The sequence below is a fragment of the Shewanella psychrophila genome (assembly GCF_002005305.1).
Classification (GTDB): domain Bacteria; phylum Pseudomonadota; class Gammaproteobacteria; order Enterobacterales; family Shewanellaceae; genus Shewanella; species Shewanella psychrophila.
Genome location: NZ_CP014782.1, coordinates 3,524,126 through 3,539,081 on the forward strand (window position 1 = coordinate 3,524,126; position 14,956 = coordinate 3,539,081).

Annotated in this window: 15 protein-coding genes; 6 read left to right on the top strand and 9 right to left on the bottom strand. The window is 45.2% G+C overall.

The window, feature by feature from the left end:
- Positions 1-80: 80 nt before the first annotated feature.
- Together trxA and rho are read left to right on the top strand one after the other, a co-directional pair.
- Entirely contained in the window at positions 81-407 is a 327-nt protein-coding gene (gene trxA / locus sps_RS15115) for a thioredoxin TrxA (RefSeq protein WP_077753291.1), read from the top strand.
- 308 nt (positions 408-715) lie between these two features.
- Entirely contained in the window at positions 716-1,984 is a 1,269-nt protein-coding gene (gene rho, locus sps_RS15120; RefSeq protein ID WP_077753292.1) for a transcription termination factor Rho, read from the top strand.
- Positions 1,985-2,249: 265 nt separating this feature from the next.
- On the opposite strand, the gene sps_RS15125 is transcribed toward rho, so the two are convergent.
- The 5 genes from sps_RS15125 to sps_RS15145 form a co-directional block, all read right to left on the bottom strand.
- Positions 2,250-3,152 (bottom strand): LysR family transcriptional regulator, encoded by a 903-nt coding sequence (locus tag sps_RS15125; RefSeq protein WP_077753293.1) that lies wholly within the window; start codon positions 3,150-3,152, stop codon positions 2,250-2,252.
- Between the two features lie 115 nt (positions 3,153-3,267).
- Positions 3,268-4,011: a fumarate reductase iron-sulfur subunit gene (locus tag sps_RS15130; protein WP_077753294.1), complete on the bottom strand. Its 744-nt coding sequence runs from the start codon at positions 4,009-4,011 to the stop codon at positions 3,268-3,270.
- The gene (locus tag sps_RS15135) at positions 4,008-6,020 is read right to left on the bottom strand and encodes a fumarate reductase flavoprotein subunit (protein ID WP_077753295.1); all 2,013 of its coding nucleotides are present in this window, start codon (positions 6,018-6,020) and stop codon (positions 4,008-4,010) included. The genes sps_RS15130 and sps_RS15135 overlap by 4 nt, the downstream gene beginning before the upstream one ends.
- 265 nt (positions 6,021-6,285) lie before the next feature.
- Positions 6,286-6,966 carry a fumarate reductase cytochrome b subunit gene (locus sps_RS15140; RefSeq protein ID WP_077755712.1) on the bottom strand — a complete coding sequence of 227 codons (681 nt, stop codon included), beginning with the start codon at positions 6,964-6,966 and terminating at the stop codon, positions 6,286-6,288.
- 183 nt (positions 6,967-7,149) lie between these two features.
- The gene (locus tag sps_RS15145; protein ID WP_077753296.1) at positions 7,150-7,881 is read right to left on the bottom strand and encodes a fumarate reductase cytochrome b subunit; all 732 of its coding nucleotides are present in this window, start codon (positions 7,879-7,881) and stop codon (positions 7,150-7,152) included.
- A 406-nt stretch (positions 7,882-8,287) separates the two neighbouring features.
- On the opposite strand from sps_RS15145, the gene prmA reads away from it, so the two are divergent.
- The 4 genes from prmA to ric all read left to right on the top strand — a co-directional run bounded on the left by prmA (position 8,288) and on the right by ric (position 11,519).
- Complete coding sequence (gene prmA / locus sps_RS15150) at positions 8,288-9,169, top strand: 50S ribosomal protein L11 methyltransferase (RefSeq protein ID WP_077753297.1); 882 nt, start codon at positions 8,288-8,290, stop codon at positions 9,167-9,169.
- A gap of 149 nt (positions 9,170-9,318) precedes the next feature.
- A complete protein-coding gene (gene dusB / locus sps_RS15155) occupies positions 9,319-10,287 on the top strand; it encodes a tRNA dihydrouridine synthase DusB (RefSeq protein ID WP_077753298.1) in 969 nt (322 codons plus the stop codon).
- An 18-nt stretch (positions 10,288-10,305) separates the two neighbouring features.
- Entirely contained in the window at positions 10,306-10,611 is a 306-nt protein-coding gene (gene fis / locus sps_RS15160; protein ID WP_005496187.1) for a DNA-binding transcriptional regulator Fis, read from the top strand.
- A gap of 191 nt (positions 10,612-10,802) precedes the next feature.
- On the top strand, positions 10,803-11,519 hold the full coding sequence (gene ric, locus sps_RS15165) for an iron-sulfur cluster repair di-iron protein (RefSeq protein WP_077753299.1): 717 nt from the start codon (positions 10,803-10,805) through the stop codon (positions 11,517-11,519).
- Positions 11,520-11,739: 220 nt separating this feature from the next.
- On the opposite strand, the gene sps_RS15170 is transcribed toward ric, so the two are convergent.
- From sps_RS15170 to dapF, 4 genes are all read right to left on the bottom strand, one after another.
- Entirely contained in the window at positions 11,740-12,462 is a 723-nt protein-coding gene (locus sps_RS15170; protein WP_077753300.1) for an HAD-IA family hydrolase, read from the bottom strand.
- On the bottom strand, positions 12,462-13,388 hold the full coding sequence (gene xerC / locus sps_RS15175) for a tyrosine recombinase XerC (RefSeq protein WP_077753301.1): 927 nt from the start codon (positions 13,386-13,388) through the stop codon (positions 12,462-12,464). Before xerC ends, sps_RS15170 begins: the two co-directional genes overlap by 1 nt.
- Before the next feature lie 73 nt (positions 13,389-13,461).
- A complete protein-coding gene (locus sps_RS15180; RefSeq protein WP_077753302.1) occupies positions 13,462-14,100 on the bottom strand; it encodes a DUF484 family protein in 639 nt (212 codons plus the stop codon).
- The gene (dapF, locus tag sps_RS15185; RefSeq protein WP_077753303.1) at positions 14,097-14,939 is read right to left on the bottom strand and encodes a diaminopimelate epimerase; all 843 of its coding nucleotides are present in this window, start codon (positions 14,937-14,939) and stop codon (positions 14,097-14,099) included. Before dapF ends, sps_RS15180 begins: the two co-directional genes overlap by 4 nt.
- Positions 14,940-14,956: the final 17 nt, after the last annotated feature.

Here is a 14,956-nt window from a genome sequence, read left to right on the forward strand (position 1 = left end):
CTTGAAAAGTTATTTTTCAGACCCAATATACAGGTTAAGCCATTAACAAACCAGCGATGGCACCCTAACTGGAGAACATCATGAGCGACAAGATAGTACATTTAAGTGACGACAGCTTCGAAAATGACGTAATAAAATCAGAACTTCCCGTAGTTGTTGATTTTTGGGCTGAGTGGTGTGGCCCTTGTAAAATGATTGCGCCAATCTTAGATGACGTGGCCGATGACTATGCAGGCAAAGTCACTATAGCCAAACTCAATGTCGATCAAAACAGCGTATCTCCAGCTAAGTATGGTGTTCGTGGTATCCCGACTCTACTTATTTTTAAGAACGGTGAATTGGCTGGCACTAAAGTTGGCGCACTGTCTAAGACTCAATTAAAAGAGTTTATCGACGCTCAGCTTTAAATGAAGTAAAGCCTATATCCAAAATATAGGCAGCCCAGCTGCATACTGTCTGTACGTAAACGGATATGAAAAGTATGAAATTGCCGCAGCTACTGGGTATAATAGTGATATCTGACACAGCTTATTTATTAAATTGTGTCAGGTTAAACTAAAACCCTAGACGCACAGTCGCTATAGTGCTACTTTAATAACCAGACTCTTTCTATTAACCCACATCTAGCTATTCGTTCAACCTTCAAATTGTACTTAAACACTTTATGATCGCTTGATCACAAATAGCATTGTCTCGCATAAAAAGACCCACCAAGATGAATTTATCAGAATTAAAAGACAAGTCGATTTCAGACTTAGTAAAGCTCGCCCAAGAGATGAAAGTTGAAAATACTGCCCGTGCTCGTAAGCAGGACATCATATTTTCAATCCTAAAAGCCCACGCCAAAAGCGGTGAAGATATCTTCGGTGGCGGGGTACTCGAAATTCTGCAAGATGGATTTGGTTTCCTTCGTAGCGGTGATGCTTCTTACCTTGCCGGCCCGGATGACATCTATGTCTCTCCTAGTCAGATCCGTCGCTTCAGCATGCGAACCGGTGATACTATCTTCGGTAAGATCAGACCTCCAAAAGAGGGGGAGCGTTATTTCGCGCTACTGAAAGTCTCTGAAGTCAATTTCGACAAGCCTGAAAACTCCCGCACAAAAATCTTATTCGAAAACCTTACTCCACTGCATGCCGAAGAGCGTCTGCGTATGGAGCGTGGTAATGGTTCGACCGAAGATATTACTTCAAGAATTCTCGATCTATGTTCACCTATCGGTAAAGGTCAACGTGGCCTAATTGTTGCGCCGCCAAAAGCCGGTAAGACATTACTGCTACAGAACATGGCTCAAAGCATCACCCACAATAACCCAGATGTGGTATTGATGGTTTTGCTTATCGATGAGCGTCCGGAAGAAGTTACCGAAATGCAACGCATGGTAAAAGGTGAAGTTATTGCTTCTACCTTTGATGAACCAGCCAGTCGTCACGTTCAGGTAGCAGAGATGGTTATTGAAAAAGCCAAGCGTCTGGTTGAGCATAAGAAAGACGTAGTTATCCTGCTGGATTCGATCACTCGTCTTGCTCGTGCATACAACACGGTTATTCCATCATCGGGTAAAGTTCTTACCGGTGGTGTCGATGCCAACGCACTACATCGTCCTAAGCGTTTCTTCGGTGCAGCACGTAACATCGAACATGGTGGTAGCTTAACCATTATCGCAACAGCACTTGTCGATACCGGCTCTAAGATGGATGAAGTTATCTACGAAGAGTTTAAAGGTACAGGTAATCAAGAGTTACACCTGTCACGTAAAGCAGCTGAAAAGCGTGTCTTCCCTGCTATCGATTTCAATCGCTCTGGTACTCGTCGTGAAGAGAAACTCACGACTCCTGAAGAGCTGCAGAAGATGTGGATCCTACGTAAGATCCTTAATCCTATGGATGAAGTCACGGGCATGGAGTTCCTTATCGATAAGTTAGCCTTAACCAAGACTAACGAAGAATTCTTCAACGCAATGAGAGGTGGTGGTAAAGGCTAAACCCTTTTCCTCTATTCCTTGTAAGACATAGCGATTAGTACTCGCAATAAAAAAGCCGCACTCGTTGCGGCTTTCTTGTGTCAGGAACACTTGTGTATATTTTCCATGGATGGATAAAAATAGACCTTGTGTCAGGACTTCTTGTAATAACACTTGTGTATATTTTCCATGGACTCTTATCATAAGAGTTATGTCTATCTTTTCAAACAGTCCATGAGCCATATCATGCTCATGCCTAGGAACTCGCTCCTTAGATCCTTAGCTTCTAATTCCTCGCTTCTAATCGCTGCTTACACCTCTGTCTAAGCATATCCCTTAGTAATAAAATAACCGGTGTGACATGCTCTCTTCCCGGGCAGACAAGATAGAGGTCTGCACCCTCCCCTTCATAATCTGTCATCATAGGGACTAACCTCTGCTTCAATATATCTTCACCAAGATCCAAAGCTGATTTGTAAACGACACCTTTACCCGCCACAGCCCAGCGACGGGCGACTTCGGCGTCATTACAAGTGCGGTTCCCTGTGACTCTCACCTTAAACTCACGACCATTTTTAGTGAAGCGCCACAGATCATGGGTTCGCTCATCTAACATAAAAAACAAACAGTTATGATCAGACAGCTGCTCAATAGATGTAATTTCACCATGCTTGGCGATATATTCCGGAGAGGCGCAAAGCTGCCTCTTCACTTTAGCTATCTTAAATGCGACTAAAGAGGAGTCCTTTGGTGTACCTATGCGCAGTGCGACATCTATCTTGTCATGGTAGAAATCTGACAGGGTATCACCAATATGTAACCTGATTTTAAGCTCAGGGTATTCATCCATAAAGTCATCGAGCCAAGGAAGTAATACGGTTCTGCCAGTATCTGAAGGCACAGCCAGACTGACAACACCCGAGATCTTCTCTCTTACATCATTGATAGCCTGCTGCCCCAGACTTAAATCTGCCAATGCCCTGCGACAATGGATCAGATATCGCTCACCCGTATCGGTTAACCTAAGGCTCCGCGTACTTCTAATAAATAAACTGGTTTCGAGTTGTTTCTCAAGCCGCTTCAATGCGGCACTGGCCGCAGCCGGTGAGAGTTCAAGCTCAGTCGCAGCGGCCGTAATGCTACCGCAGTCGGCTACCCGAACAAAAAGCATGAGATCGTTTATTTGCATTCGCCTTCCCAAAATAAGTTTCCCAGCACCAATTTCACTATGCTATGGGCTCTTCGACAAAAAAGAAAGCCTGCTATAGAAGCAGGCTCTCGGACTTGGCACAATAAGTAAAAAATTAAACCTGAGCCATTGCCATCTTACGACGCAAATAGGCTATCTGCTGCATATGGGGCAAGTCCTTGGGGCAGTTATCCTGGCAGCCTAGTAAGGTCATACAGCCAAACACACCATCCTGATTGCCAATGACATGATAGAAGTCTTCGACACTGCGACTATCGCGGCTATCGAGTTCAAATCTGGCTAACTTCATCATGCCGACAGCTCCGACGAAGGTTTCTCGCATCTGCTTAGTGGCGCAGGCCGATACGCAAACACCACATTCGACGCACCGCTCCAACTCATAAAGCTTAGCAGCTTCCTCTGGTGACATCGGCGTTTCGAGCCTATGAACGTTGGCATCTTCACTCATTGGGTGTAGCCAGAGCTTAAGTCGTTCCGCCAGTTCACGCATAAACTTACCGGTATTCACCGAAAGATCGCCGATCAGCTCGAAGCCAGGTAGCGGCATCAAGGTTATTTCCCCTTTGGGATATGTGTTTGTCAGTGTTCGGCATGCCAGAGTCGGCAAGCCATTGATCACCATGGCGCAACTACCACAAATACCAGCACGGCAGACAAAATCAAATTGTAGAGAAGTATCTTGATGCTCACGTAGCATATTCAGCGCGATAAACACTGTCATACCAGGCGTTTCTTCAATTTGATATTGAACTATCTTGGGCTTATCACCCACTTCTTGTGGGTCATATCTAAAAATATTGAATGTTAAGGTACGACCCTTAGTCTCAAATTGATTCATTTAGCTATTCCCCTCACTGCCTGCACCCTACCACTTTCATTCAATTTATCACTTAGACGTTCATTTTTAGCCATCAAAGCTTCTGGTACTTCGAAAGGCATAATTGCATTTTGCTTCTGATGACAATCGGCTTCTTCATCTAACTCACTTAAGATTTGAGTGATCTCCAACTCTCGTTTCTCAGTATCCGGGTGTGCAATCGCATTGTTGATACCGTAACCTCGATACCCAGGCGGCAGCTCCATTTTCATCACATCAAGCTGTTCATAACTGAGTTCTGGAGAGAGTGCATTCTCATCAGGCCAGCTTGAAAGCGTTCTGTTCAACCAATCTTTATCATTTCGTTGAGGGAAATCCTCTCGAGCGTGGGCACCGCGGCTTTCTGTACGGACTGCAGCGCCACATGCCACAGTTAAGGCAACTTTAATCATGCGCTTAACACGTAGCGCTTCAACCAACTCAGGATTGGCATGGCGCTTATTACATTTAAGACCAATATCACGGGAACGCTTCAGTAGCCCTTGGAGCTCAGAAACCGCTTTATCGAGTTCAGTACCATTACGGAAAATACCGACATAATCCATCATAATCCGCTCCATCTCTTTTCTGATCACAAACGGACTCTCTGTACCTTTACCTTCCACTAAATCGTCAATTTCGCTACGCACCTTATCGATAAATAACTCGGCAAGCCCAGTGTCTATTTCTAAGGTATTTTCCTGACAGAAATCGGCAACATATTTACCGATAATCATACCGCCGACCACGGTTTCAGCCAGCGAGTTCCCCCCTAGTCGATTAAAACCATGCATATCCCAGCACGCAGCTTCACCGACACTGAATAAGCCTTTTAGCTGAGGGTTTTGACCTGTCTTATCGGTACGTATACCTCCCATAGAGTAGTGCTGAGTCGGCCGCACTGGTATCCATTCTTTTGCAGGATCAATCCCCAGAAAATTCTCACAGATCTCTTTCACTTCACGTAGGTTAGTTTCCACATGTTTACGGCCAAGCAAAGTAATATCTAACCACAAATGCGGGCCATAAGGGCTATCAACCCCCTTCCCCTTACGCATATGTTCTGTCATGCGACGAGAAACCACATCACGAGAAGCGAGCTCCTTCTTCTCCGGCTCATAGTCCGGCATAAACCTATGGCCGTCTTTATCTCTTAATAAGCCACCATCACCTCGACAACCTTCGGTCGTCAGGATCCCAACAGGAACGATAGCTGTAGGGTGAAACTGAACCGCTTCCATATTGCCAAGTTTGGCGACGCCAGTTTCGAGGGCCAGTGCCTGACCGATGCCTTCACAGATGATGGCATTGGTCGATACTTCATAAATCCTGCCGTAACCGCCAGTAGCAATAGTGGTGGATTTACCGATATAGGCTCTTATCTCCCCAGTAACCAGACAGCGGGCGACAACACCGTGACAACGCTTACCATCATGAATAAGTGCCAAAGCTTCGACGCGCTCATGGACAGGAATATCCATAGAAATGGCCTTATTATCCACGGCATAAAGCAACGAATGTCCGGTACCGTCTGCGGTATAACAGGTACGCCATTTCTTGGTACCGCCAAAATCACGGGCATTGATCAAACCATGGGCATCTTTAGCCTCTTCAATGGTTACCTTTTCAGCATTCACCACCACCTGTCTTGGGCCTTCTGTGATCCGTGTCCAGGGGACGCCCCAGTTTGCTAGCTCTCTAACAGCCTTAGGGGCACAGTGAGCAAACATACGCGCGACATCTTGATCGCAACCCCAGTCAGAACCTTTTACCGTATCCTGAAAATGAACATCTTCATCATCACCCATTCCTTTGACAGTATTACCCAGACTCGCTTGCATACCCCCTTGCGCCGCAGCGGAATGTGACCGCTTAGCAGGAATAAGAGAAAGCACGACAGTATCCAGTCCGCGCTCTTTGGAGGCAATGGCAACTCGCAAGCCAGCCAACCCAGCTCCAACCACTAAAGAATCGGTATATATCAGTTTCACACTTGCTCCTTTTAAAGCGTAAGGTTCTGGTTTTTAAGTTTTAAGTAATAAGTGCTGAAGGTTAAAGCTAAGACGACGGCCTTCGGCCTATCACTGCACGGACGGCTGCGAATATTCGAGGGGCTAGGCCCCAATAGCGCTAGCATCATTTTTCTGTCGAAGAGGCTTTAGCCCAGATATTCATGGGTTTATCCTCTCCCGGCTAAAGCTGGTCCTACAGCGCAGCTGTCATCTCAGCTCTATCAGAGTAGCGTCGTCTCGGCTGTTATGCGTAAGGTAAAAAAGCCAATAACGACGCTAATCCAATCAACACAAACACCACACTAATAATGGTTTTTATCTTTTTCATGCGAGTGCGGGTATTGAGGTTTCCGGCCGCCCCCCACTTAATCACCACCCGGTAAATACCAATTGCTGCATGTAACTCAACACTCAACAACAAGGGCAAATATAAGAGCCAAACTCCGTCGTTCCAAATCCTACTCGCCGACCCCGATGGGCCTATGGTCTCTGGCGCCGAGCCGATAAGCCAAAGGTGTACTGGCAGCAAAACAAAAATAATAACGCCAGTAACCGCCTGCCACACCCAAAGCTGAGTATCGCCATGCTTGATAGCACTCATCTGTGTTTTAAGCGCTACTAGCTGCTTTAGATTCAGCGGTAATTTTTGCAGTGCTACTAGTACATGAATGAAGGCTAACGCACCAATCCCTATGGCAATAATCGAAACAACCCAAGGATAGCCATGGCCATCACTGCTCAGAAAATTCAGCTCCATCAAGCCCGCTACCCAGGTCATAGCCTCTCCCCCGAGCAAGATGGAAGAGACTAAGACTAAATGCATCCATAGGAAAATGGCTAGAATTACACCAGAAAGGCTCTGACTGATATCAAGCCAGGCTGTCCAACGTCTGCCTTGTACCTTAGCTGTTGTATTTGTCGTCATTATTGTATTTGTCGTACTTTCTGCGATTGCAGAGTCATTAATTGTCATAGGTCCTCACTGAATGTTGAGTTGCTACATAATCTAAAACCTTATAAAGGATAATGTCGCCCACAAATCACTCAATTACAGTGAGGTAGATCAATTCAGATCTAAATAATCAAGGATATCCTTATCTAATCATGACTAATGGCCAGTTGGGACATAAGGCTCAATAGGTAAAGACAAGCCGTGACCTAAGTAAATATATGAAACTAAACTAAATACACCGATAGTAATAAGATAAATAATCATGACTTTAGCCAGCTTTCTTAACCCTGAACGATTAGCAGTAAACCCCCACTTCACTGCAACACGATACAAACCAATCATGGCGTGGATAACCACCGCTGGAAGTAGCAAAGCGTAGAGCAACCAAGCATTGGCGTGATAAACACGCTCAGCAGACAAATGAGGGCCAATTTCTGGGTTAGTGATCATGGTAAATATGTGCACAGGTGCTAAGAAGAACAAAATAAAACCGGTAACAAGCTGCCAGAACCAAGCATGACTGTCTTTATGCTTGATGACATTCATGTGCCTGCGAAGCGCGCGCCATTGGCCTAATTGCGCAGGGAAACGACGCAGCGCAACAGCCGCATGCAAGATCACAACGAGCAAAATTAAAATTGAGAATATTTTAGTAACAATGGGGAAACCATGGCCCGTTTCGCTAAACATGCCGCCTTCCAGTATCTGCACCACCTGATAGAACGCTTCTTTACCGAGTAAAATACTCGATTCGAAGTGCAGGTGAACTAATAAAAAACAACCCAGTAAGATACCTGTGGCACTTTGAATTTTGTCGGCTTTAGCGGACCAAGGGTGTCCAGCAATGCCAAGGATACTAGATGCAGGTAGTAAAGTTCTCACAGTCATCTTCTTATGTGCCTATTTTTAAGATTTATACTCTAACAGGAAGTGTATTGATGAGATGTGTGCCCTATAAATTTCGTGAGTTAACTCACGAGGTTAAGCTTAAGTATTTGAAGCCTGTCACAAACAATGGGAGAATTTAAAAACAGAGGTAATACCAACTAACCAATTTAATTCAATTGGTTACACCCAGTATTAAAACAAAACAAATATGTATACATCTTGATTTAATTCAGCAAGATAAGTAAGAAGTTCACCAATAATGACTAGCAACCACCTAGATTCATCACTCATGCTCTGTTTGTCTATTTAGCTAAATCAACCCAAATCGTAAATTGCTCTGAAACTCGCATTACATGTAGGCTTGGGTATACAATAGCCGCAATTTTACAAGTAACGGGACGACTCCATGCCTTGGATCCAACTGAAAATTGATACTGACAACCAACACGCAGATGCATTAAGCGATCTGCTAATGGAAAAAGGTTCACTGTCTATCACGCTAGAAGATGGCAAAGATACCCCGATTTATGAGCCAACATTAGGTGAGACACCACTTTGGAATCACACGGTATTGACCGCACTATTTGAAGCAGACAGAGATCTTGCTGTTGTCGTCGAGCAGCTAAAATTAGTGCCTTATTTAGGTAGCGATTTTAGTTATAAAATTGAACAGGTCGAAGACAAAGATTGGGAGCGTGAGTGGATGGATAACTTCCACCCAATCCAATTTGGCAAGCGCCTGTGGATTTGCCCTAGCTGGCGTGAAGTCCCGGTCCCGGAAGCGGTTAATGTCATATTAGATCCAGGATTAGCATTCGGTACAGGCACTCACCCAACGACAGCCCTATGTCTAGAATGGCTAGATGGACTGGAATTAACCAATAAAGAAGTCATCGACTTCGGTTGCGGCTCAGGCATCTTAGCCGTCGCAGCGCTAAAACTAGGCGCTAAAGAAGTGACAGGAATAGATATTGACTATCAGGCAATCGAAGCCTCAAAGGCCAACGCCGAGCGCAATGATGTATTAGATAAAATCAGTCTCTATCTTCCTGAAGATCAACCGAAGGATCTTAAGGCCGATATCTTAGTTGCCAACATTCTTGCGGGGCCTCTACGTGAATTGGCACCATTAATTGCTGAAAAAGTAAAATCTGGTGGTCATTTAGCCTTATCAGGCCTGTTAAAAGAACAAGCTAATGAGATTGCTGAATTTTACACCGAATGGTTCGATATGGATGAGCCGGCTCACAAAGAAGATTGGAGTCGCTTGACAGGAATACGTAAATAGCTGTATTGGGCGGTGCACCTTGTTCCGCCTAACTATTCTCAGCTTGCAAAAGTCAAGAAAAAAAGTTTGCCTCAGGTCATTTATTGACCTTTTCACCGACTCAAAAAAGACGTACTATAGCGCCCCTTTGAAGCGCAGGTATGTTGAGAATGCAAATTGGACCCTATCAACTGAAAAATCAGCTGATCGTGGCACCAATGGCAGGTGTCACAGACCAACCCTTTAGAAATCTTTGTATTCGTTATGGTGCTGCCATGGCGGTTTCTGAGATGCTTTCATCCAACCCCGATGTTTGGGATACAGATAAGAGCCGCCAGCGCATGAGTCATGCTGGTGAGAAGGGAATACGCTCAGTGCAGATCGCAGGTGCCGATCCTGAATTGATGGCCAACGCCGCTGTTGTCAACGTACAACAGGGAGCGCAGATCATCGATATCAATATGGGTTGTCCTGCTAAGAAAGTGAATAAGAAGCTAGCTGGTTCAGCTTTGCTGCAAAACCCCGTACTGGTAAAAGAAATTTTACAGGCCGTGGTAGCCGCAGTCGATGTACCAGTGACCCTGAAGATTCGAACCGGTTGGGTTCCAGAGCACAGGAATGGTGTTCAAATCGCCCAGATAGCCGAAGACTGTGGTATTGCCTCGTTAGCCGTTCACGGCCGTACTAGGCAATGCATGTATAAAGGCAACGCCGAATACGACACAATTAAGGCTATTAAACAGAATATCTCGATCCCAGTTATTGCTAATGGAGATATTGTCACCCCAGAGAAGGCACGCTACGTGCTTGATCATACCGGTGTCGATGCCCTCATGATAGGACGAGGTGCCCAAGGACGGCCTTGGATTTTCCGAGAAATCCAACATTACCTGGATACGGGTAACAAGCTAGCGCCTGTTGAGATAGATGAAAAGCGTCTTGTGATGCTGGAACATCTTGAAAACTTATATGAACTGTATGGTGAGTATAAGGGCATCCGTTTTGCTAGAAAGCATGTTGGGTGGTATTTGGACCAGGAAGAACAGCGTCCATTCCGCGCCGAATTTAATCGGCTGGAGACTGTTGAAAAACAATGTTCCATGGTGGAACGCTATTTTGATGAAATTGCACAGAATTAATTAAAGAGCAGAATACGAATGTTTGATCAGACTACTAACACAGAAACTCATCAGCTTACAGTTGGCAAAATTGAAACAGCTAACGGTACTATTAAGCCTCAGTTACTACGTGACGCTGTAAAGCGCGCCGTAACAAACTTTTTCGCTCAAATGGACGGACAAGAAGCTGAAGAAGTATATGAAATGGTGTTGAGCGAAGTTGAAGCTCCTCTGCTAGATATCATCATGCAGCACACTCGCGGCAACCAGACTCGCGCTGCGAACATGCTGGGTATCAACCGTGGTACTCTGCGTAAGAAATTGAAAAAGTACGGCATGAACTAATCATTCTTTCCTTACTAAATAAAAAAACCAGCTTCGGCTGGTTTTTTTATGTCTGATTTTTCACCTAAGTTTAATCTACATCATAAAAAGGTCTATTCCCGACTAATTTAGTCAAGTTTTACTTGTCCATAAGCTAAGTGGCAAATAACATCCCACTAAAGATATAAATTATTTACAGCTTTGGAGCAAGTATGAGCACAACTTTTCAATCGGATCTCAAGCTATCCCAGCAACGTGTCGGAAAGTTAGTAGCCGATGATTTTCGAGCCGCGCATATTTTCAGTCAATTCGATATCGATTTCTGTTGCGGTGGAGGACGTTCACTCGCCTCGGCCTGTGACAGAGCTGGGGCAGACTTAACAGAAGTAGAAGCCGCGCTGATCGCCATCGATACATCGGGGCCTAAGGAAGATACACTCAATCAACTCGCCATCGATAAACTGATCGACTATATCGAAGAGACGCATCATACCTATGTGCGAGAAAAAGCCCCACTGCTACTCGAGTACAGCCAGAAGATGGTGCGCGCCCAGGGCGAAAATTATCCGGAGATAAAGCCATTTGCGGGCTGGGTGCAGGCATTAGTCGAAGATCTCGTTCCTCACTTGATGAAGGAGGAAAAGATTTTATTTCCTGCCATCAGGGCCATGGCCGACGGAGCATCTGTTAACGCTTGTTTCGGGCACATAGGCAATCCTATCAATGCCATGGAACATGAGCATAACGAGGCGGTTCAGATGCTGGAAAAGCTCCATGAGCTCACCAATCACTTCCAACCTCCTGAGTATGCCTGTACCACCTGGCGCGTATGCTACGCCACTTTGGCAGAGTTTGAGGCCGACTTGAAACAACATATTCATCTGGAAAATAATATCTTGTTCCCTAAGGCTCTGGCCCAGTCTGAATAGATTTTAGCATATCTGTATGATGAAATAGGCCTGCAACTACAGGCCTATCAGTGAGGAATTAGATCGCGACTCGATGTAAAGGAGACTAATGGAGAGAGGCTTGTTGTTCATTTTGTTTGATCAGCAGCTCTATCAACTCCCTAATCTTAGGCTCAGCATCAATAAACTTACTCATATTAGCTCCACCACTACGGGCATCATAAATATAATCAGCAAGACGTTAAATAAGACTTTCTAAAAAACTTCCAATCATATCAATCTCTATATGAGGCAAGATGCCTCTGTGCTCTCTGATCTTGGAGCGACCGAAGCTTGGATTAAGCCAAACAGACTGACAGCCTGCCATTCTGGCTCCCATAACATCGGATGCATGACTATCCCCGACGTGCAGTAAGCTATGTAATGAAATGTCCAGCCTGCGACTGGCAATATAAAACATATCCGGATAAGGCTTCATACGAGTGCCCTCACCAGGGTGGAGCACAAATTCCAACACACCACCCAGACCAACTTTATCGGCATCGACATTGCCGTTAGTGATGCCGATTAATGGATATGTAAAGCTCAATTCTCGAAGCAAGTTTATGATAGACCTTGGAACGGTAAAATCTGAGCGCTTTTGTAAGAAATGATTCAAGCCCGCCATGGCACCCGATTCGGCACGCTCTCTGGAGTAGCCAAGCATTAACAGGCCTTGTTCCAACATGATCAAACGTGCGGCAGTCGTATCATGGGCAAGCTCGGGCTGACTCTGAATTAGACTCGCTTTAAGCTTTATCCAGTCATCTATTTGCCAGCGACGCGTTTCGCTATAGGTTTGATGTAAAAATTGCTGCAGTGAGGCTTCTGCGGCCCTGATCACGGGACCATTATCATATAAGGTGTCATCGAGATCGAAGCTGATCGCTTGAAATGGACGAGGCCTGAGATATATCCGCGTCATCAGCCTTTCTCCCCTTTCCCATTATTGAGCTTCTTAGCTCTACTGGCTCTTGGGTGGGCTCCATCGTACACTTTTGCCAGATGCTGAAAATCTAAACTTGTGTATATTTGAGTCGTCGAGAGATTGGCATGGCCAAGGAGCTCCTGTACCGCACGCAGATCGGCGCTCGACTCCAGCATATGAGTCGCAAATGAGTGGCGTAATTTATGGGGATGGACCCGCATATTCAAGGCTTGCTCCTGCCCCCACTTGGCTAATCTGGCTTGTATACTTCTATGAGCAAGGCGTTTTCCCTTGGCTGTAACAAATAACGCATCATCTTGGCTGGGAATACTTTCTCTAAACACTAACCAAGCTTGAATGGCATCGATCGCACATCTCCCTACAGGGACTATCCTTTCCTTGCTTCCTTTACCTAATACCTTAACTTGCCGTTCGGCAAAGCGGATATCAAGCACATCTAAAGCCGCCAGCTCGGCGAGTCGTAGGCCAGAAGAGTAAAACAACTCCATGATGGCTTTATCACGCACACTCAGAGGGTCGTCGGCGTCTATCTCTAATAGGTGGGTAACAGAATCGAGATCCATATTTTTGGGCAGAGGTTTATTCTGCTTAGGCGCACTCAGACTCTTTGCGGGATTAGCCTTAATGACTCCTTCAACCAATAAAAAGTCGCAAAACTGCTTTACCGCAGAAAGCGTTAATGACAGGGAGCGGGGGCTCAGGCCTTGGCGGTGTAGTTGACCTAAAACATGTTGAATTTGATCATGGCTAACTTCAGACCAAGGGATAGCAAAGGAGACATTTGCTTCGAGCTTATGGGAAACCCGATGTAACTCGAATAGGTAATTTCGTACTGTATGCGCAGAAAGCTGCCGCTCAGCACTCAAATAACTCTCAAACTGTTTGAACCAGTTGGCGTTCATCTAACTCCTCAGTTGCCTACGAGCCTTGTAAGCAGCTTCTTTATAGGCTAATAGCCAGATCCAAACTGCACACTTAAAGTTTAGGTAAAAGATGATCTATGAGTTGCTTCAATTGATCCAAGAGTAAATGATCCATTTCCGGATGAAAATGCATAGCATTTTGACTCGCTATGGCAAAAATGACCTGACCACATTGCTCTGATAATCTAGATAAAGCCACTGAGCCGACTTCACAGCCAAATAAACGTTTCGACTCTGCCGTAGTGAGTCGACCAAAATAATAACCTTGGCTCAGGCGCTTACTCCAGATACGCGACAACTCACTATCAATGTCGTGTACCGTAATTAAACGAACGTGACTAAACTGGAATTGCGCTTTTAAGCTTTCAGACAACTCTTGCCTAAGTTCGCCAAGATCTTCACATTCAAGCAGCTTAAGTGAAAGTTTGGTATTGAACATATAGATCATCTCATTACGGGTAGCCATACCCATTAAAGATGTGATCTCCTCCTCTAACTGCTGCACCCGACTACGCAGCATCTCTTGTTGACGCTCAACCAAAGACACTGCTCCACGTTCCGCATGAGGAATTCGCATTGCCAACAGCAACTCAGGATAACGACTGAAAAAGTCAGGATTATCCAGTAAGTACTCTCGAATCAATATCTCATCGAACGGCAATTGTTTCTTTATATTAGTCATTTCGGTCATGTTTGTATCTGTCCGTCATATACGTGTTCTGCAGGTCCAGTCATCCATAAAGGCTTACCCTCTCCTTCCCAATTAATAGTCAGAGTACCGCCGGGGAGATCGACACGAACACTTTTATCGAGCTTACCTTGCAACAAACCCACGACAACCGCAGCACATGCTCCTGTACCACAAGCAAGCGTCTCTGCTGCGCCTCGCTCATATACTCTAAGTTTAATATGACCTGAGTTAATCACCTGCATAAAACCGACATTCACTCCCTTTGGAAAGCGATCATGCTGAGTTAATAAAGCCCCAATCCCCTCAACATCTGCAGTCTGAATATCTTCCACATCCAAAACACAGTGTGGGTTACCCATTGAAACGGCGCCACAGAGAAAGGTCTGCACCTTAGATTCTGCAATATCAGCCTGTAACAAATATGTTTTTTCGGGTCTCTTAGCATTAAAAGGGATCTTACTGGGTTCGAGTATCGGAATCCCCATATTCACGGTGACATTGCCGTCTCGTTCCAGTCGCAGGGTGAGCTTGCCGTTGGAGGTGCTGACTTTAATTTTCTGTTTGTTGGTCAAGCCCTTGTTACGCACAAATCGAGCGAAACAACGTGCGCCGTTACCACACTGCTCAACCTCTCCTCCATCTGCATTGAAAATACGATAGTGGAAATCAAGTTCGGGATCATAAGGAGGCTCCACCAAAAGCAACTGATCGAAACCTATACCAAAATTTCGATCCGCAAGGCGCTTGATCTGCTCAGGCGAGAAGAACACATTCTGTGTTACGCCGTCGACCACCATAAAATCATTGCCTAAACCATGCATCTTAGTGAAATGGATCAAGTTAGGTATCCTTTAAA